This is a genomic window from Flavobacterium sp. PS2 (genome assembly GCF_046250155.1).
Taxonomy (GTDB): domain Bacteria; phylum Bacteroidota; class Bacteroidia; order Flavobacteriales; family Flavobacteriaceae; genus Flavobacterium.
Genome location: NZ_CP176426.1, coordinates 2,642,806 through 2,661,773 on the forward strand (window position 1 = coordinate 2,642,806; position 18,968 = coordinate 2,661,773).

Consider the following 18,968-nt stretch of genomic DNA (forward strand, 5'->3'; position numbering starts at 1 on the left):
AAGTATAGAAAGGATTAGTTTCTGTTATTTAATTTAGATAACAATCTTAGGAATTCGATATACAACCAAACAAGAGTAATCATTAATCCCATTGCGCCGTACCATTCCATGAATTTTGGCATTTTTTGTTGAACACCTTCTTCGATTCTGTCAAAATCTAAAAATAGGTTTAAAGCAGCAATAACGATAACAAAAACACTAATACCAATACTCATCATAGAGTTACCGTGATGAACAGGAGTAAAGCTTGTAAACATCGAAACTATCCAAGAAATTAAGTAGTAAGTTGCAATTGCCAGTGTAGCTGCCATAACAACCGATTTGAATTGCTCAGTTACTTTTACGATTTTGAATTTATATAAACCAAGACAAACCATAAATGTTACAAATGTAGCACCAACAGCCTGAATTACGATACCAGGATACATTGCTTCAAAAATCGCAGATATTCCACCAATAAATAAACCTTCAAACAAGGCATAACCAGGTGCTAAGTATGGAGAAAGTTGCGGTTTGAATGCAGCGACTACTACTAAAATTAATCCAACGATAGCTCCACCAATAGTAGGAAGCATAGGGTTGATTCCGTTAAAAGACATCCACCAAGTAATCATTGCTGTAGCAGTAAGCAATAAAAATAAGATAAGAGTTTTGTTGATAGTACCAGACAATGTCATTTCGTTACCGTAATCGATAATTTTTGCTTGGTGAACATTGTCACTTTTTGCAGCAACCGATGTTGGAGAAAAACGTTTGTTACTTAAAAACGGATTGTTTGAGTTGAAAGCCATAATATATTTTGATTTTAAAACGTACCAAATATAACGCATATTTTCATAATTGCTCCAATCCCTATATATATTTTAACAATTGGATTATGGCTTTTTTATACTGACAAGAGATTTATTAAGGACATCTTATTTATGAATAACCGCCTGCTTTAGTTCAATGCTATCAAGTAGAACTTTTCCCTATAAAGGCAGAATTAGTAGTTTTCACGCCAAGTCGCAAAGCCGCCAAGCGATTAGATGTAAACTTTGCGTCTTGGCGTCTTTGCGAGAGAGTTTACTGAATGCAATTCATTCTATATAGTCATAAAAAATCTATGGTATTAATAGAAACTATAAAAAATGAAACCATGTAAGTCATATAAGTCCATTTAAGAGGAATAGCTGAAACTTATATTTCCTTACATCGCTTATATGGTTAAAACTAAAAAAGCCACCAAGTTTAAAACTTGATGGCTTGTATTTTTATGTAAGTCTATTTAGTTCAAAAGGTCTAAAACCAAAGAAGGGAACAAACCGATAACAATGTTTAATAGTATAGAAACCACTGCAACTGCGTATATAAGGAAAGGTCTTCCAGTACGAGTTTCATTTGGTTCTTTAGTGTACATAGCTAAGATTAATTTGAAATAGTAACCAACACTAATAATAGAGTTAACCACTGCAACAATTACTAATGCAATATATCCAGCTTGTATTGCTTGATTAAATAAGAATAACTTAGCAAAGAAACCTGCAAAAATCGGAATACCTGCCATAGATAAAAGCGAAGCTGTAAGGATTGCTGCTAATAAAGGATTCGTTTTTCCTAAACCATGAAAATTGGTAATATCCTCGTTATCTTGATTTTTGCAAACATATAAGATTACGCTAAAAGCTGCGATTCCAGCCAATGCATAAGCAGTTGTGTAATATAAAAGAGTTCCAGCAGAAGTAGCCAAAGTTAATAAAGTCATTAACATGAAACCTGCATGCGAAATACCAGAATAAGCAAGCATACGTTTTACGTTTACTTGACGCAATGCCATAATGTTACCAACAGTCATAGATAACATAGAAACAATCACGATTACGATTACATAACTTTCAGAAAGCTCAGCATTTAATATCGTTAATAGTTTGTATAAAGTAGCAATAGCAACAACTTTAGCCAAAGTACTCATTAAAGCAGTTGTTAAAGCAGGAGAACCTTCGTAAACGTCTGGAGCCCAAAAGTGGAAAGGAACAGCAGCAACTTTAAACAACATACCAACAGTTAATAAAACAATCCCGATAGGAAACCAAATTGGCAATTCAGCAGATTGAGATAAATCGCTAATTTCAATTACATCAAAACTTCCCATAGCTCCGTAAATCAAACAGATTCCGAATAAGATAATTCCAGAAGCAAAAGAACCCATTAGGAAATATTTCATTCCGGCTTCATTACTTTTTATTTTCGTTCTGTCGCTAGCTGCTAATACGTATAAAGCAATTGATAATACTTCGATTCCTAAGAAGAACATCGCTAAGTTTCCGAAAGAAACCATTGCAACAGCTCCTGCCAATAAGAATATTTTTATAGCTACATAATCAGAAATTTTAGTTTGGTGATCTTCGTAGAAATTGTAACTCAAAGCCACTAAAAAAATCGTTAAAACAATAAACAAAGATGAAAACGCCGTAGAGTATTTACTCACCGCAATCATATTATTGTAATAACTCTCGGTTAAACCGAACTCTGAATAGTTTATTGCCAAAACGCCTAATAAACCAATTATAGTTACTGGAATAATGGCTTTTCTTAAATTAAGAATTTCAAACAGTAGGCAAAAAACACCCAATCCTATTATAGCTATTAATGTATTCATTTTTGTTTTTTTGATTTAGGAATCTAAAACTAATGATGCCCTAATTTATTTTTATTTAAAATATGTTATTTATTCTTTACCAGCTTAGTTTCTGTGTATAACTTTTAAAATTACATCTAAACTTGGAGAAATTAAATCTGTAATAGGTTTTGGATACAATCCAAAAAAGAATAATACAGCAATAATTGCAACAAGCGAAATACCTTCAGAGATAGATACATCTGCAAAAGGCTTTGTATTTGTTTCTCCTAACATTACATGTTGGAACATTTTAAGCATATAGTAAGCACCAAGAATAATAGTAGTTCCACCTAAAACGGCAAACCAAATATTAATTTGAGTAAGGCTATATAATACCGTGAACTCTCCAACAAAGTTAAAAGTAGATGGTAATGCAACCGATGCCAATACTAAAATTAAGAACATCGAAGTGAACTTAGGCGATTGGTAACGAATTCCACCCATTTCAGAGATAACTCTGGTTTCGTACCTTCTAAAGATGATTTCGGCAGCAAGGAACAAACCAACTACTACAAAACCGTGAGCAATCATTTGTAAAACCGATCCGCTTAAACCATCAGCAGTTAGAGTATAAGTACCTGCAGCGATTAACCCAACGTGAGCTAATGAAGAATAAGCAAGTAATTTTTTTAAGTCTTTTTGTCTTAATGCAACAATAGAACCATAAATTACACCAGCAATCCCTAATGCAATAAATACAGTCATGTATTCTTTTGCAGGAAGTGGAGCAATTGGCAATTGCCAACGAATGATACTGTATAGTCCCATTTTAAGCATGATACCAGATAAAAGCATAGTTCCTGCAGTAGGTGCTTTTTGGTACACGCTTGCTTGCCAAGTATGAAAAGGAATAAGAGGAATCTTAATAGCATAAGCTAAGAAGAAAGCCAGGAATATCCAAAGTTGCTCCGTTGCAGATAAATCCAATTCGTATAAATCAGTCAATAAGAAGCTACCTGCTTTTGTGTATAAATAAACAAATGCTACAAGCATAAATAATGAACCAGCAAGAGTATAGATAAAGAATTTAACTACCGCTTTTTTGCGTTCTTCAGTATCGCCATTACCCCAAATTAAGGCAATGAAATAAATAGGGATTAATGATAATTCCCAGAAGATATAGTATAACAAACCATCTGCAGCAAGGAAAGTTCCCACCATTGCAAATGCCATGAATAAAATTAAAGCATAGAATCCTTTTGCATTTGGGTAAGAATTCCCAAAAGAAGAAAGTATGATTATAGGAGTCAATGCCGTTGTAAGCAACAACATTGCAATACCCAATCCATCTGCATTTAATACAAATGAAATTTTAGGCTGAATAATCCATTGGCTAATATAACTGATGCTTTCGCCAAGATTATAATGATTTAACAATACAACCGAACAACCTAAAGCGGCCAAACTAAAGAACAAAGCTACTTTTGAAGCTAGTTTATCACCAACAAAATAAGTGACAAATGCACCAATTAAAAGTATAATTAATATAAGAGAAACGTTCATAGTTATTAAATTATTGAGCTAAAAATATATAAGAAACAATGGCACAAAGACCCAAAACAAAAGCAAACAAATATAGTCCGATACTTCCGCTTTGTAATTTTCTACCTTGATAACTTATCTCATTGGTTACTTTTCCTAATCCGAAAACAAGAGCTGATATACTTGTTTCTACATAATCTCTAAAGAATTTAGATAATCCATTAATAGAGCGTACAAATACATAATCGTAAGCTTCATCAACATAATACTTGTTGTATAATACTTTTGTTACTCCAGTAATAGATTCATCTTCACCAGGAACATTATTTTGTTTGATGTATTTTAAGTAGGCAATAAAAATCCCAACTAAACCACCAATTACTGCAACACCCATTAAGGTATATTCAGTAGTTCCTAAGTGATGAGCTTCGCCAGCTACTTTTGTAAAAAGCGGAGCTAAATAAGTATTCAACCAGCTATTTCCAGGTAAGCTAATCAATCCGCCAAAAGTAGCCAGGATTGCTAAAACGATTAATGGAAAAGTGATTAAAGCAGGACTTTCATGTAAATGACTTTTTTGGTGTTCAGTTCCTCTAAAATCTTTAAAGAAAGTCAAGAACATTAATCTAAACATATAAAAAGCAGTCATGATAGATGCAACCGATGCAACAACATAAAGCGGAATGTTATGATGAAAAGCAGTCAATAAAATTTCGTCTTTCGAGAAGAAACCAGAGAATAATGGAACTCCCGATATTGCTAATGAAGAAACAAGCATCGTGATAAATGTAACTGGCATTGCTTTACGCAATCCACCCATTTTACGCATATCTTGTTCACCATGCAAAGCGTGAATTACAGAACCAGAACCCAAGAATAAACAAGCTTTAAAGAAAGCGTGAGTTATTACGTGGAAAACAGCTACTTCGTAAGCACCTAATCCTAATGCTAAAAACATTAAACCTAATTGCGAAACAGTAGAGTAAGCCAGTACTTTTTTAATATCATTTTGAACCAGACCAATTGTAGCAGCAACAAGAGAAGTTATTGCCCCAATAATAGCAATTAGGCTTTGAACATCTGGAGTTAAATCAAAAACAAAGTTTAATCTGGTAATCATAAAGATACCAGCAGTAACCATCGTAGCAGCGTGAATTAATGCAGAAACCGGAGTTGGTCCAGCCATCGCGTCTGGCAACCATGTGTATAATGGGATTTGAGCCGATTTACCACAAGCACCAATAAATAAACAGAATGCTGCTAAAGAAAGTAACGGAACATTTAAGTCAGTTGCGCTAGCGATTGCAGTTTTTATAGTTGCATAATCTAGAGAAGAGAACATAGAACCGATGATAAAAATACCAACTAATAATCCTAAATCTCCAATTCTGTTCATGATAAAAGCCTTTTTAGCCGCATCATTATATTCTTGGTTTTTATACCAAAAACCGATTAGTAAGTAAGAACAAAGACCTACACCTTCCCAACCAATGAATAATACTAATAAGTTACTCCCAACAACTAGTGTAATCATGAAAAACACAAACAGGTTTAAGTAAGCAAAAAACTGGTGCATTTTCTCATCATCATGCATATAGCTGATAGAGTATAAGTGAATCAAAGAACCAATACCAGTTACAAAAAGCAACCAAAGCAATGACAATTGATCTAATAAGAAACCTAAATCAACTTTGAAATTACTTATCTGAATCCATTCAAATAAAGAAATGCTGATAGGTTGTTGAGTCTGATTTATTTGAAGGAAAAAATAAATAGTTACAGCAAATGAAACAACTACAGAAAGAGTTCCTATAGCGCCAGAAACTGTCTTTCCCAGACTTTTTCCAAAGAAAACATTGATTAAAAATCCTAAAAAAGGAGCTAATACTAAAACTAAAGCTAAATTGGTATCCATTGCCATTTATCCTTTTAAATTTTTTAAATTATCGATACTAATTGAATGTATGTTTCTAAATATCGATACTAAAATTGCCAATCCAACCGCTACTTCAGCAGCAGCAACTGCCATCGAGAAAAATACGAATACTTGTCCTTGTGCATCTTGGTGATAAGTAGAGAAAGCAACAAATAATAAGTTTACTGCATTAAGCATGATTTCGATAGACATAAAAACGATAATCGCATTACGTCTGTATAAAACACCAAATATGCCTACGCAAAAAAGGACTACACTTAAAAATATGTAGTTTTCAATACCTATTTGATTTAAAATATTATTCATTATTTTTTCGATTTTTCTTTTTTAGACAATAACACAGTTCCAATCATGGCAACCAAAAGTAAAATAGAAGCAAATTCAAACGGAACCATATATTCGTTCAGTAATATTTTACCTAATACTTTTATCGATTGAAAATCTTCACCAGTCGAGTCGTATTCACCAACAATTGGTTTAGAGTTAATAAATATTGCAATTAATACAATACAAATCAAACAGAAAGAAACTATAGCGCCCAAACGAGTAATTCGGGGTTTATGCACTTCGTGTTTTTCGTTCAGGTTCATCAACATAATGGTAAATAAAAACAAAATCATTATGGCTCCCGAATATACTATGATGTGAACAATCGCTAGAAACTGAGCATTTAATAGTAAATAATGACCCGCAATCGAGAAAAAGCAAATCACTAAATAAATAGCACTATGAATAGGGTTACGACTAAAAATCGTTAAGAAAGCAGTTATCACTGTTATGAAAGCTAATATACAAAAAGTAATTTGTATTGCATTTGCATTTGCAAAATCAGGTATATGTATCATTAATTAGCGTTTTTAAGTTGAGCGTTTTTCATAGCCACATCTAATGGCATCACTAATTTATCTTTTCCAAAAATAAAATCTTCTCTTTCATAACTAGAAGGAACTAATACTTTTGACGTAGTCAGGTAAATTGCATCTTTAGGACAAGCCTCTTCACACAATCCACAAAAAATACAACGCAACATATTAATCTCATATATCGAAGCATATTTTTCTTCTCTGTACAAATGTTTCTCATTTGGTTTACGCTCTTCAGCTTTCATCGTGATTGCCTCAGCAGGACATGACAAAGCACATAATCCACATGCAGTACAGTTTTCACGACCTTGTTCATCACGTTTCAACTGGTGTTGACCACGATAAACATCGCTTCGTACACGAACTTGTTCTGGGTAGTGAATTGTTTTCTTACGTCTAAAAAAGTGTTTGATTGTAATAACCAAGCCCTTGAAAATTGCAACAAGGTACAATCGCTCAAGAAAAGTCATCTCTTTATTTGAGACTACCTTTTTTCTACCCGATAATGATATAGTTTCTATCGACATTTTAATTTATCATTTGCGATTTTGATTCCAAAACCAAATTCAAAAATTTATTTCTTTTATTTTTATCTGAAGCTAATCCTGCTATCCGTTACAATCTTTATTGTTTTAAAGGAAAACAATAAAGGATTTCCACTTCTATCAGGGCTAGGTATTTCGTTTATTAAAACCCTAAATAAGCTGCAATTTCACCTCTTAACATTACAACACCAGTAATCATGATATTGATGATAGAAAGCGGAATTAATATTTTCCAACCCAAATGCATCAATTGGTCATATCTGAATCTTGGAATAGTCCAACGAACCCACATATAGAAAAATATGAAAAAGCATATTTTGGCAAATAAAACAACCATTCCTAAAACGTTAGCTGGGTTTACACCTGCATTCTCCACCATCCATTGCATACCAGGATAATTATATCCACCAAAGAATAATACAGAGATAATAGTAGCCGAGATAAACATATTTGCATATTCAGCAAATAAATAGAATCCCATTTTCATCGAAGAATACTCCGTGTGATATCCACCAACTAATTCCGTTTCACATTCTGCTAAGTCAAAAGGAGTTCTGTTTGTTTCAGCAAAAGCACAAATAAGAAATATCAAGAAAGATAAAGGTTGGTAAAATACGTTCCAGTTCATTTCTGCTTGTTGCATAGAGATTTCTCTTAAGCTTAAACTACCAGTCATCATCAATAAAGCAATCATCGATAAACCCATTGCAATTTCATACGAAACCATTTGCGAAGCAGCACGAACTGCTCCCATCAATGAGAATTTACTGTTAGATGCCCATCCACCAATCATGATACCATAAACTCCAACAGAAACAACTCCGAAGAAATATAATAATCCAATATTGATATCTGTAGCTTGTAGTAAAATATCTCTGCCAAATAAATGTAATTTATCTCCCCAAGGAATTACGGCACTTGTCATTAAAGCAGTACTCATGGCAATTGCAGGACCTACAACAAATAAAAATTTATTTGGAGTATTAGGTATAAACTCCTCTTTCGAGAATAACTTCATACCATCTGCAAGAGGTTGTAATAATCCACCCCAACCAGCACGGTTAGGTCCAACACGGTCTTGTAAGAAAGCTGCAACTTTACGTTCAGCCCAAGTAGAATACATCGCCATAATCATAGTCACGGCAAAAACCACTAAGATTACAACACTTTTTTCTATAATAAATGTACTATCCATTACTAAGAGATTTTGTCGTTATTGGTTAATGGAATTTGTGCCATACTAATTTTTTTACGGTCTTCATCTCTACCTAAAAGTATATTCTTCTCCGTATCGATTTCTACTTTTTCTAACTTACGAGTATAGTTATTTTGGTTGATAACCGAATCTTTTTCAAATTCTCTTGGTCCTTCAATAGTCCAGTCAGCAACATTTTTGTGGTCAAAACGACAACTGTTACAAATAAACTCTTCTACTTCATGGTAAATGTCTTTACGACCAGTTACACGTTGTATTTCGCCACCAAACATCCAAACAGTAGTTTTACCACAACATCCAGGAGTAGTACACTCTCTGTGTGCATTATAAGGCTTATTAAACCAAACTCTTGATTTAAAACGGAAAGTTTTATCAGTCAAAGCTCCAACAGGACATACATCAATCATATTTCCAGAGAACTCATTATCGATTGCTTTAGAGATACCAGTCGAAATATTAGCGTGATCACCACGATCTAATACCCCGTGAACTCTATTGTCTGTCAATTGATCTGCAACTTGTACACATCTCTGACATAAGATACAACGGTTCATGTGCAATTGAATATGCGGACCTATATCTTCTGGTTCAAAAGTTCTTTTTTCTTCAATGAAACGTGATTTCGGATTTCCGTGCTCAAAACTTAAATTTTGAAGATCACATTCACCAGCCTGATCACAAACAGGGCAATCCAAAGGGTGATTAATCAATAAAAATTCTGTTACAGATTTACGTGCTTCCGTTACTCTGTCAGAAGATTTGCTGTTTACTTCCATACCATCCATACATCCTGTTACACAAGATGCCATCAATTTTGGCATTGGTCTTGGATCAGCTTCACTTCCTTTCGATACTTCAACTAAACAACAACGGCATTTTCCTCCGCTACCTTTTAATTTTGAGTAATAGCACATGGCTGGCGGAACTAAATCTCCACCAATCATACGTGCAGCCTGTAGGATTGTTGTTCCTGGCTCTACGTCTATACTTTGACCGTCTATGGTTACTTTCATCTCTATATTTTGTTATTTTAGTTTAAGGTTTAAAGTTTCAAGTTGTTGAACTTAAAGCTAAAAAGCTTCAAACTAATTTAAACTGTTTGTTTTGTTACTAAATGTTTTACTTGCGAAAAAGGCTCAGCAACAAAATGTTCTCTGTTTTTTATTTTTTCTGGGAAACGAACGTGATATTCAAATTCATCTCTAAAATGACGAATAGCTGCTGCTACTGGCCAAGATGCTGCATCTCCAAGTGGGCAAATCGTATTTCCTTCGATTTTACTTTGAATGCTCCATAATAATTCGATATCCTCTTCACGACCTTGACCGTTTTCGATTCTCCATAATATTTTTTCTAACCATCCTGTACCCTCACGACAAGGAGTACATTGTCCACAAGATTCGTGGTGGTAAAAACGTGCAAAATTCCATGTATTTCTTACGATACAAGCAGTGTCATTGTATACGATAAATCCTCCGGAACCTAACATAGATCCAGTAGCAAAACCACCATCACTTAAAGATTCGTAAGTCATTAAACGATCTTCACCATTTGCAGTTTTAAAAATTAATTCGGCTGGTAAAATTGGCACAGAAGAACCTCCAGGTACAAACGCTTTTAAAGGTCTGCTAGAAGACATTCCGCCTAAGTATTCATCAGAATTCATGAATTCATCAACACTTAAACCTAATTCAATTTCGTAAACCCCAGGATTTTTAACGTGTCCAGAAGCAGAGATTAATTTAGTTCCAGTAGAACGACCTACACCAATTTTGGCATAATCATCACCAGAGTTATTGATAATCCATGGCACAGTGGCTATAGTTTCCACATTGTTTACTACGGTAGGGTTAGCCCAAAGTCCAGAAACAGCAGGGAAGGGTGGTTTAATACGCGGATTTCCTCTTTTTCCTTCCAATGACTCAATAAGTGCAGTTTCTTCACCACAAATATAAGCACCAGCCCCACAGTGAACGTATAGTTCCAGATCATATCCTGATCCTAATATGTTTTTCCCCAAAAATCCAGCAGCTTTCGCTTCGGCAATGGCTCTTTCTAATATTTTGAAAACCCACATATATTCTCCACGAATGTAGATATATGATAAGTTAGCGCCTAAGGCAAAACTTGAAGTAATCATACCTTCAATCAATAAGTGAGGAATATATTCCATCAAATAACGATCTTTAAAAGTACCTGGCTCAGATTCGTCGGCGTTGCATACTAAATGTCTTGGTTTTCCTGATTTTTTATCAATAAAACTCCATTTCATACCTGCAGGGAAACCTGCACCACCACGACCACGAAGACCTGATTTTTTTACTTCTTCAACAACTTCGTCTGGTGTAAGCGTTTTTAAAGCTTTTTCTACAGATGCATAACCACCATTTTTGCGGTACACTTCGTAGGTTTTGATACCAGGAATATTGATTTTATCTAATAATATTTTCTGTGACATATTATTTATCGTGTAATATTATTTTATTATCCTTACAATCAGTGATTAGCTGATCAATTTTTTCTTCTGTAAGTTTTTCTTTGTAGAAATCGCCTAACTGCATCATTGGAGCGTATCCACAAGCACCTAAACACTCAACGCCAGCAATGCTGAACATTCCGTCAGGAGTTGTTTCACCCATTTTGATACCTAATTTCTCAGATGTATAATCCATTAAATTTTCGGCACCATTTAAACAACAACAAGAAGTCTGACAAAATTCAAACATGTATTTACCCATTGGTTTTTGGTTGTACATGGTATAAAAAGTTACCACTTCGTAAACCTCAATTGGTTTTATATGTAAGATTTCGGCAACCTTGTCCTGTAGCTCAATACTTAGCCAGTTTTCATGGGCATCTTGTACTTCGTGTAAAACAGGCAATAAAGCCGATTTTCTTTTGTCTTCAGGATAATGACTGATTAACTCATTGATGCGGTTCATCAATGCCTCAGTCATATTTATTTCTTGTTTGTAATGTTTACGTTCCATTTTTATTTTAGATTTTAGATTTTAGATTTCAGTTTTTTCTGTTGTCTATAATCTATATTCTGCAATCATTGTTTAAGTTTTAGATTCTTCAATCTGAATTCTTTATGCGTCTAACTCTCCAGCGATAACATTTAAACTTGATAATATTACAATGGCATCCGATAACATAGCCCCTTTAATCATTTCAGGATAAGCTTGATAATATATAAAGCATGGTCTTCTAAAATGTAATCTGTATGGAGTTCTGCTTCCGTCGGTTACCAGGTAAAATCCTAATTCACCATTTCCGCCTTCAACCGCGTGGTATATTTCGGCAACTGGAACAGGAACTTCTCCCATAACAATCTTAAAGTGATATATTAACGATTCCATGTTAGTGTATACATCTTCTTTTGGAGGAAGATAGTAATCTGGAACTTCAGCATGGAAAACATTTCCTTCTGGCATTTTATCTAATGCCTGACGAATAATGCTTAAACTTTCCCAAACTTCGGCATTACGAACACAGAAACGGTCGTAAGTGTCACCAGATTTCCCAACTGGAACGATAAAGTCAAAATCTTCGTAAGATGAATACGGTTGAGCAACACGTATGTCATAATCAACACCACTAGCACGTAAGTTTGGTCCTGTGAAACCGTAAGCCATAGCTCTTTCGGCACTTATTGGTCCAACATTAACCGTTCTGTCAATGAAAATTCTGTTTCTTTCGAATAAGCTTTCGAATTCTTTCCAGGCAACTGGAAATTCTTCTAAGAAAATTTCAATTTTTTTGAAAGCGGCCTCAGACCAATCTCTTTCAAATCCACCGATTCTTCCCATATTTGTAGTTAAACGAGCTCCACAAATTTCTTCGTAGATTTCGTATATTTTTTCTCTAAATTGAAAAACGTAAAGGAAACCTGTATAAGCACCTGTATCTACCCCAAGAATTGAATTACAGATAATATGATCGGTAATTCTAGACAGTTCCATTATGATAACTCTTAAGTATTGAACACGTTTAGGTATTTCAATTTCTAAAAGTTTTTCTAGAGTCATCCACCATCCCATATTATTGATAGGAGAGGAGCAATAGTTCATTCGGTCTGTAAGAGGAGTGATTTGATAAAAAGGACGATTTTCGGCAATTTTTTCGAATGCTCTGTGGATGTAACCAATAGTTGTTTCAGCCTCAAGAATTCTCTCACCGTCCATTAACAGTACGTTTTGAAAAATACCGTGTGTAGCTGGGTGTGTTGGTCCTAAGTTCAGAACAGAAAGTTCGCTTCCTTCGTCGTTTAATTTCTGTTCGATTATTTTAGCATAGCGATGCTCTGGTGGTAATAATAGTTCTGACATTTATTTAATGTGAAAAATTATATGATTTTGTCTTAGCAATTTGTTGTTGTTCTTCCAAAGAACCTGTCGTCTTTATCAGTTCTTCCACTGTCTTCCAATGGAAACTCTTTACGCATCGGAAATGAAATCATTTCATCCATATTCAAAATACGTTTCAATTGTGGATGACCGATGAAATTTACTCCATAAAAATCATATGTTTCTCTTTCCATCCAGTTTGAACACAAGAAAATGTTTGATATGGTTTTTATTTCTGGTTTTTCACCATTGATAAAGGCTTTTATTTTAATTCTTTTGTTTTCATACCAGTTATGCAAATGATATACTATTGCAAATTGGCGGTCAACTTCATTATCAGGGTAGTGAATACCACATAAATCAGTTAGGAAATGAAAACGTAATGTCGGGTCATTTTTCAAAAAAAGAATTACAGCTGTAATTTTATCAGAATCAACTTCTAATGAAAAAATGTCTCTTTCTTGATTGAAATTGAAAACACTTTCTCCAAATGTTTCAATTAATTTATCTTGAATTTCTATTGTCTCTAATGCCATTTTGTTATTGAATGTTATATGAAGCCAATAATTCTTGGTACTCAGGTGAGCTACGTCTTCTTACAGACTCGCTTTTTACTAATTCTTGTAATTTCATTACACCATCAAGAATTTGTTCTGGTCTTGGCGGACAACCCGGAACATAAACATCTACAGGTATTATTTTGTCAATTCCCTGAAGAACTGAATAAGTATCAAAAATACCTCCGGATGATGCACAAGCACCTACGGCAATAACCCAACGAGGTTCGGCCATTTGCTCGTAAACCTGACGTAAAACTGGTCCCATTTTTTTAGAAATAGTTCCCATTACCATTAACATATCAGCCTGACGAGGAGAAAAACTCACACGCTCAGAACCAAATCGTGCTATATCGTAATGCGAAGCCATTGTAGCCATGAATTCGATACCACAACAAGAAGTTGCAAATGGTAAAGGCCATAACGAATTGGCTCTTGCTAAACCTACAACGTCGTTAAGTTTTGTAGCGAAGAAACCCTCTCCTGTAACTCCTTCTGGCGGGGCAACCATATTTATATTTGAATCGCTCATTTTTATTTTAGATTTCTGATTTCTGATTTTAGATTTCGAGAAATCGTAAAAACTGAAATCAATTTTTTTAAATCAATTGTATTATTTTGAGGAGTTCAAATCTTAAATTGTAAATAACTTAGTCAAGAATCTATTCTTAAATCTAAAATCACCAATCTAAAATCTAAAATCTCTTTTTTTATTCCCACTCTAAGGCTTTCTTTTTGATAATGTAGAAGAAGCCTACTAAAAGAAGTGACATGAATACTAACATTTTTAGCATTCCTTCCATACCTAGTTCTTTAAAGTTTGCAGCCCATGGGTAAAGGAAAATTACCTCTACGTCGAACAATACAAATAATATAGCAACTAAGAAATATTTTACTGAGAATGGTACACGAGCATTACCAATAGATTCTACACCACACTCAAAGTTTTTGTCTTTGCTTGCGGAAGCTCTTTTTGGGCCTAATTTTCCAGAAATGATAATGGTTCCTACTACAAAACCAACAGCTAAAATAAGCTGCATTAAAATTGGAATATAATTTACTTGATCTGAATGCATAATTTAAGGATTTTTTGCTTAAAAATAAGTCACAAAGATAGCCCTCAAGTATGTAAATCACAAGCTAAAAAATGATTTAAGTAGGTTTTGAAATGTAGTAATAGTGTAATTTTTATTGATTATAAATAAGATTTCGAATTTTATGATTTTTTTAAGAATTAGGCGTAAAAAAAAAGCGTTTCGAAATTAATCGAAACGCTTTTAAGCATTCGGTGGCAAAAAAAATAAATTGCTATATTTTTATGCTTAGATTACTGCAACTTTAGCAGCAACTTTACCTTTTCTTCCTTCTTCTTCTTCGTAGCTTACTCTGTCACCTTCGCGTAATTCTTCCGCGTTGATTCCTGATGCATGAACGAAAATGTCTTTTCCTGTTTCTTCGTCTGTAATGAACCCGTAACCTTTAGACTCATTGAAAAATTTAACTGTACCTGTACGCATTGTAATAGTAATAATAATTTATAATGAGGCAAATGTAAGATATAAAATAATACAAAAGACAACAAACTGTTAATTTTTTAGAAAAAATATTGATTTACAGTGTATTCACTTATTATTTTGCTTCAATTTGGATGTGTAATTCTTTTAATTGTAAAGCATCTATTGCTGCAGGAGCATCAATCATTACATCACGACCCGAATTATTTTTTGGGAACGCGATAAAATCTCTAATTGTCTCTTGTCCACCTAATATAGCTACTAATCTGTCTAGTCCAAAAGCTAATCCTCCGTGTGGTGGAGCCCCAAATTGGAACGCATCCATTAAGAATCCGAATTGTGCTTTGGCCTCATCCTCAGTGAAACCAAGGTATTTAAACATTAATTGTTGTGTTGCCTTATCGTGAATACGGATAGAACCTCCCCCGATTTCATTTCCGTTAAGAACCATGTCATATGCATTGGCGCGAACTTTTCCAGGTTCAGTTTCCAATAATTGCATATCTTCTGGTTTAGGAGATGTAAATGGGTGGTGCATGGCGTGGTAACGACCAGTTTCTTCGTCTAATTCTAATAATGGGAAATCAACTACCCATAGTGGTGCAAACTCTTCTGGTTTACGTAATCCTAAACGTGTAGCCAATTCCATACGTAAAGCACTTAATTGAGCACGTGTTTTATTAGCCGGACCAGAAAGCACGAAAATCATATCGCCAGGTTTTGCTCCTGTAACTTTTGCCCAATTGGTTAAATCGTCTTGGTCATAAAATTTATCTACAGATGATTTGTAAGTTCCATCGTCATTACATTTAGCATACACCATTCCGGATGCGCCAACTTGTGGACGTTTAACCCAGTCAATTAATCCGTCAATTTCTTTACGAGTATAATTTCCTGCGCCAGGAACTGCAATTCCAACTACTAATTCGGCAGCATTAAATACTGGGAACTCTTTATGTTGTGCAAATTCGTTTAATTCTCCAAATTCCATTCCGAAACGAATGTCCGGTTTGTCATTCCCATATGTTTTCATAGCATAGTCGTAAGTAATTCTTGGGAATTTATCTACTTCTACACCTTTTATTTCTTTTAGTAAGTGTCTTGTCAGTCCTTCAAAAACATTTAAAATGTCTTCTTGTTCTACAAATGCCATTTCGCAATCGATTTGTGTAAACTCAGGCTGACGGTCTGCACGTAAATCTTCGTCACGGAAACATTTTACAATCTGGAAGTATTTATCCATACCACCAACCATCAATAATTGTTTGAAAGTTTGTGGAGATTGTGGTAATGCATAAAATTGTCCTTCGTTCATACGACTTGGTACAACGAAATCTCTCGCTCCTTCTGGAGTCGATTTTATTAAGTAAGGAGTCTCTACTTCGCAGAAATCCAAATCAGATAAATATTTACGAACTTCCATTGCCACTTTATGACGGAATAGTAAACTATTTTTTACTGGATTACGACGAATATCAAGGTAACGATATTTCATTCGGATATCTTCTCCACCATCAGTTTCATCTTCTATTGTGAAAGGAGGCGTTAATGCAGCATTAAGAACAGTTAGTTCAGTGACTAAAATTTCTATGTCACCGGTAACCATGTTTTTATTTTTGTTCTTGTCCTCACGTTCAATCACAGTTCCTTTAACTTGGATAACAAATTCTCTTCCTAGCGTTTTTGCTGCTTCAAAAACGGCTTTGTCGCTACGGCTTTCGTCGAAAATAAGTTGTGTGATTCCATAACGGTCACGTAAATCGACCCAATTCATAAATCCCTTATCACGCGATTTCTGAACCCAGCCCGCTAGTGTAACTTCTGTATTAATGTGTGAGGCGTTTAATTCGCCACAATTATGACTTCTATACATGATCCAAATTTTAGATTGCAAAAGTAAACACAAAAATTAAATAAGTCCAGTTTTCTAATGTTTAATGCTATTCTTCTTGATTATTTTTTTATTTCGGTTGTTGGGATAGATAATTTTAGCACTATCGAGACCAAAATCTATGCAATTGTATTAATTGTGATTCAAATAATTCTCCCTATGCATCCATACGAATCCTTTCATGAGGCCATAACAACCAAATATCAAATATTCAAAAAATCACAACATCATTAATAAATTCTTTTTGACCAGAATAATTCCTTATGCCACACAAAATGACACGTTTGGGCGCAGGGAACGAGGATAATGTTTATTTTTTTAACAAAGCTAACCATTCATCTATTTCCTTAAGATTATTAATATTTAAGATTTCTATTTCTCCCGATTTTAGTTTTCTAGGATGACAAATGAAAATTATTTTTTCCTGATCTTTATGTAATTCATTTAATTCTCTATAAATCTCTTCAATAGACTCATATGAGAGCCCATATGTCCCAATAAATATTACATTTTTTTCTTTTAAAAAAGCAAAAATAGTCGCCAAAAACTCATGTGGAAATTCAGAATGCGAAGAGATTGAACTCGGAACACATCTTAATTTATTTTTTTTAAAAAACTCTTTTACTTTAATTGCTTTTTCTACATTAAGATTAATTACTGCAGAATTTTTAAAATTTGTAGCTAAATGCCCTATTTGGACATCTAAATCAAAAAGTACCAAATTTAATTTCATTATATAATTATCTAAGTTCATCTAATATTATTTATATGTGGGAAACGAGTATATTTTTTACTTGACCACTTGGCTCGTACCAAATTCCTGAGTTTAAATTACTCATTCACAATTGCCCACCTGAATGATTAACAGCATTCATATTCACATAAGTACTCCTATTTAGGTGGTGGTCCTGAATCACGGTTTTTGCCCCAAAATTTATTCCTACTTCTGCCCCAGCTGTTAAAGTTTAGGTTTTTCTTTGCCCAATCTTTAATCCCCCAATCATCCCAATTGTCTTTTAGAGTTTTGATCCCATTTCCTATACCTGTTTGCTCGGTAGGATTTAGAAAGAATTTTAATGTTGTCTAGTTATACTCCTCCTATTAACTCCTTAAAATTTTTAGCTTTTTTAATATTTTCTATCCATTTGAATTTATATTCATTGACTTCAAGATTATTTATTCTATTTAACATAAAATTTTTCAAATCATTTAAATGAGTTGTTTCGTCTAATAACTCAAATATCATTTCTTGTTTAGGTTTTACGAAAAAATTAACAAATCTTTTTTCTTTTTTCTCAAGTCTAATAATCTTAAAAATATCTCCCTTACTATCTATAATTTTGTGATTTAATCTTAGCTCTTTAAATAATTCGTAAGATTTATTAGTGAAATAAATATCATAAAATATTATTTCACTAATATTTTCATTATTCCATTCATTGATAGAAATATCTAAAACTGGAAAATCGATTTTATTAATATAATTCTTCATACATTTTTATTGTTGTATCTTTTCCTAAACTACTTTCGTCAATCATGTCACTAAGTCCTTTAGATTCGCCGTTAATTAAATAATTCACCCCCATTGTGCCAAAATCAGCTATGAACCAAGCTCCAGCTACTATAGAGCCTACACCTGTTGTTGACATTCCAAGCATTATCCCATTTATTACATGTGATGGTTTTATATCACCTGAAAGAGCTATATCGGCTACCAGCAAGGCACCTCCAACTTTTGTTAATTTTGTAGAAAAACTCCTTGCATTTTTTACTTTAGAAATTTGATTTGCCCTATGATACATTGCCCCCGGATTTTGCCATTTAGCTTGCCAAAAATAACTCGTTCCTGCAGTTTTTGTTACATGCCAAATTTCATTCATTTTGTAAAATTGTGCGCTGTTCACCATATATGTAGAAATACCTCCAATTGTAGTGTTAATTCCCCATAGTCCTTTT

General features: G+C 33.9%; 20 protein-coding genes. All 20 read right to left on the reverse strand.

From position 1 onward, the window contains the following. Positions 1–14 precede the first annotated feature (14 nt). Complete coding sequence (locus ACJ6WR_RS11325) at positions 15–791, reverse strand: Bax inhibitor-1/YccA family protein (protein WP_039113651.1); 777 nt, start codon at positions 789–791, stop codon at positions 15–17. Between the two features lie 476 nt (positions 792–1,267). Then, positions 1,268–2,638, reverse strand: coding sequence for an NADH-quinone oxidoreductase subunit N (locus tag ACJ6WR_RS11330; protein ID WP_039117046.1), 1,371 nt, complete (start codon positions 2,636–2,638; stop codon positions 1,268–1,270). An 84-nt stretch (positions 2,639–2,722) separates the two neighbouring features. Continuing rightward, the gene (locus ACJ6WR_RS11335; protein ID WP_409417849.1) at positions 2,723–4,162 is read right to left on the reverse strand and encodes a NuoM family protein; all 1,440 of its coding nucleotides are present in this window, start codon (positions 4,160–4,162) and stop codon (positions 2,723–2,725) included. Between the two features lie 10 nt (positions 4,163–4,172). Further along, a complete protein-coding gene (nuoL, locus tag ACJ6WR_RS11340; protein WP_409417850.1) occupies positions 4,173–6,056 on the reverse strand; it encodes an NADH-quinone oxidoreductase subunit L in 1,884 nt (627 codons plus the stop codon). A 6-nt stretch (positions 6,057–6,062) separates the two neighbouring features. Then, the gene (gene nuoK / locus ACJ6WR_RS11345) at positions 6,063–6,383 is read right to left on the reverse strand and encodes an NADH-quinone oxidoreductase subunit NuoK (RefSeq protein ID WP_035618229.1); all 321 of its coding nucleotides are present in this window, start codon (positions 6,381–6,383) and stop codon (positions 6,063–6,065) included. Beyond that, complete coding sequence (locus ACJ6WR_RS11350; RefSeq protein WP_039113657.1) at positions 6,383–6,922, reverse strand: NADH-quinone oxidoreductase subunit J; 540 nt, start codon at positions 6,920–6,922, stop codon at positions 6,383–6,385. Before ACJ6WR_RS11350 ends, nuoK begins: the two co-directional genes overlap by 1 nt. Further along, entirely contained in the window at positions 6,922–7,467 is a 546-nt protein-coding gene (locus tag ACJ6WR_RS11355; RefSeq protein WP_039113659.1) for an NADH-quinone oxidoreductase subunit I, read from the reverse strand. Before ACJ6WR_RS11355 ends, ACJ6WR_RS11350 begins: the two co-directional genes overlap by 1 nt. 160 nt (positions 7,468–7,627) lie before the next feature. After that, complete coding sequence (gene nuoH / locus ACJ6WR_RS11360) at positions 7,628–8,680, reverse strand: NADH-quinone oxidoreductase subunit NuoH (RefSeq protein WP_039113661.1); 1,053 nt, start codon at positions 8,678–8,680, stop codon at positions 7,628–7,630. 2 nt (positions 8,681–8,682) lie between these two features. Continuing rightward, positions 8,683–9,714, reverse strand: a complete 1,032-nt coding sequence (locus tag ACJ6WR_RS11365; protein WP_039113663.1) for a 2Fe-2S iron-sulfur cluster-binding protein — start codon at positions 9,712–9,714, stop codon at positions 8,683–8,685. A gap of 77 nt (positions 9,715–9,791) precedes the next feature. Beyond that, on the reverse strand, positions 9,792–11,159 hold the full coding sequence (gene nuoF, locus ACJ6WR_RS11370) for an NADH-quinone oxidoreductase subunit NuoF (protein ID WP_039113665.1): 1,368 nt from the start codon (positions 11,157–11,159) through the stop codon (positions 9,792–9,794). 1 nt (position 11,160) lies between these two features. Then, positions 11,161–11,691 carry an NAD(P)H-dependent oxidoreductase subunit E gene (locus ACJ6WR_RS11375; protein WP_039113666.1) on the reverse strand — a complete coding sequence of 177 codons (531 nt, stop codon included), beginning with the start codon at positions 11,689–11,691 and terminating at the stop codon, positions 11,161–11,163. A 102-nt stretch (positions 11,692–11,793) separates the two neighbouring features. After that, a complete protein-coding gene (locus ACJ6WR_RS11380) occupies positions 11,794–13,032 on the reverse strand; it encodes an NADH-quinone oxidoreductase subunit D (protein WP_039113667.1) in 1,239 nt (412 codons plus the stop codon). Between the two features lie 32 nt (positions 13,033–13,064). Continuing rightward, positions 13,065–13,586 carry an NADH-quinone oxidoreductase subunit C gene (locus ACJ6WR_RS11385; protein ID WP_409417851.1) on the reverse strand — a complete coding sequence of 174 codons (522 nt, stop codon included), beginning with the start codon at positions 13,584–13,586 and terminating at the stop codon, positions 13,065–13,067. 4 nt (positions 13,587–13,590) lie between these two features. After that, a complete protein-coding gene (locus ACJ6WR_RS11390; RefSeq protein ID WP_035618207.1) occupies positions 13,591–14,139 on the reverse strand; it encodes an NADH-quinone oxidoreductase subunit B in 549 nt (182 codons plus the stop codon). A 178-nt stretch (positions 14,140–14,317) separates the two neighbouring features. Further along, positions 14,318–14,683, reverse strand: a complete 366-nt coding sequence (locus ACJ6WR_RS11395; protein ID WP_035618204.1) for an NADH-quinone oxidoreductase subunit A — start codon at positions 14,681–14,683, stop codon at positions 14,318–14,320. A 246-nt stretch (positions 14,684–14,929) separates the two neighbouring features. Beyond that, positions 14,930–15,124, reverse strand: coding sequence for a cold-shock protein (locus ACJ6WR_RS11400; protein WP_007137066.1), 195 nt, complete (start codon positions 15,122–15,124; stop codon positions 14,930–14,932). A gap of 112 nt (positions 15,125–15,236) precedes the next feature. Next, entirely contained in the window at positions 15,237–16,994 is a 1,758-nt protein-coding gene (aspS, locus tag ACJ6WR_RS11405; protein ID WP_086893656.1) for an aspartate--tRNA ligase, read from the reverse strand. 328 nt (positions 16,995–17,322) lie between these two features. Then, entirely contained in the window at positions 17,323–17,766 is a 444-nt protein-coding gene (locus tag ACJ6WR_RS11410; RefSeq protein WP_323490168.1) for a hypothetical protein, read from the reverse strand. A 333-nt stretch (positions 17,767–18,099) separates the two neighbouring features. After that, positions 18,100–18,504 (reverse strand): hypothetical protein, encoded by a 405-nt coding sequence (locus ACJ6WR_RS11415; RefSeq protein WP_409417852.1) that lies wholly within the window; start codon positions 18,502–18,504, stop codon positions 18,100–18,102. Beyond that, positions 18,488–18,892, reverse strand: a complete 405-nt coding sequence (locus ACJ6WR_RS11420; protein ID WP_409417853.1) for a hypothetical protein — start codon at positions 18,890–18,892, stop codon at positions 18,488–18,490. The genes ACJ6WR_RS11415 and ACJ6WR_RS11420 overlap by 17 nt, the downstream gene beginning before the upstream one ends. Between the last annotated feature and the right edge of the window lie 76 nt (positions 18,893–18,968).

Coding starts and splice junctions, on each gene's coding strand:
- ACJ6WR_RS11325 (WP_039113651.1), bottom strand. CDS start 791: ATGGCTTTCAACTCAAACAATCCGTTTTTAAGTAACAAACGTTTTTCT.
- ACJ6WR_RS11330 (WP_039117046.1), bottom strand. CDS start 2,638: ATGAATACATTAATAGCTATAATAGGATTGGGTGTTTTTTGCCTACTG.
- ACJ6WR_RS11335 (WP_409417849.1), bottom strand. CDS start 4,162: ATGAACGTTTCTCTTATATTAATTATACTTTTAATTGGTGCATTTGTC.
- nuoL (WP_409417850.1), bottom strand. CDS start 6,056: ATGGATACCAATTTAGCTTTAGTTTTAGTATTAGCTCCTTTTTTAGGA.
- nuoK (WP_035618229.1), bottom strand. CDS start 6,383: ATGAATAATATTTTAAATCAAATAGGTATTGAAAACTACATATTTTTA.
- ACJ6WR_RS11350 (WP_039113657.1), bottom strand. CDS start 6,922: ATGATACATATACCTGATTTTGCAAATGCAAATGCAATACAAATTACT.
- ACJ6WR_RS11355 (WP_039113659.1), bottom strand. CDS start 7,467: ATGTCGATAGAAACTATATCATTATCGGGTAGAAAAAAGGTAGTCTCA.
- nuoH (WP_039113661.1), bottom strand. CDS start 8,680: ATGGATAGTACATTTATTATAGAAAAAAGTGTTGTAATCTTAGTGGTT.
- ACJ6WR_RS11365 (WP_039113663.1), bottom strand. CDS start 9,714: ATGAAAGTAACCATAGACGGTCAAAGTATAGACGTAGAGCCAGGAACA.
- nuoF (WP_039113665.1), bottom strand. CDS start 11,159: ATGTCACAGAAAATATTATTAGATAAAATCAATATTCCTGGTATCAAA.
- ACJ6WR_RS11375 (WP_039113666.1), bottom strand. CDS start 11,691: ATGGAACGTAAACATTACAAACAAGAAATAAATATGACTGAGGCATTG.
- ACJ6WR_RS11380 (WP_039113667.1), bottom strand. CDS start 13,032: ATGTCAGAACTATTATTACCACCAGAGCATCGCTATGCTAAAATAATC.
- ACJ6WR_RS11385 (WP_409417851.1), bottom strand. CDS start 13,586: ATGGCATTAGAGACAATAGAAATTCAAGATAAATTAATTGAAACATTT.
- ACJ6WR_RS11390 (WP_035618207.1), bottom strand. CDS start 14,139: ATGAGCGATTCAAATATAAATATGGTTGCCCCGCCAGAAGGAGTTACA.
- ACJ6WR_RS11395 (WP_035618204.1), bottom strand. CDS start 14,683: ATGCATTCAGATCAAGTAAATTATATTCCAATTTTAATGCAGCTTATT.
- ACJ6WR_RS11400 (WP_007137066.1), bottom strand. CDS start 15,124: ATGCGTACAGGTACAGTTAAATTTTTCAATGAGTCTAAAGGTTACGGG.
- aspS (WP_086893656.1), bottom strand. CDS start 16,994: ATGTATAGAAGTCATAATTGTGGCGAATTAAACGCCTCACACATTAAT.
- ACJ6WR_RS11410 (WP_323490168.1), bottom strand. CDS start 17,766: ATGAACTTAGATAATTATATAATGAAATTAAATTTGGTACTTTTTGAT.
- ACJ6WR_RS11415 (WP_409417852.1), bottom strand. CDS start 18,504: ATGAAGAATTATATTAATAAAATCGATTTTCCAGTTTTAGATATTTCT.
- ACJ6WR_RS11420 (WP_409417853.1), bottom strand. CDS start 18,892: ATGAATGAAATTTGGCATGTAACAAAAACTGCAGGAACGAGTTATTTT.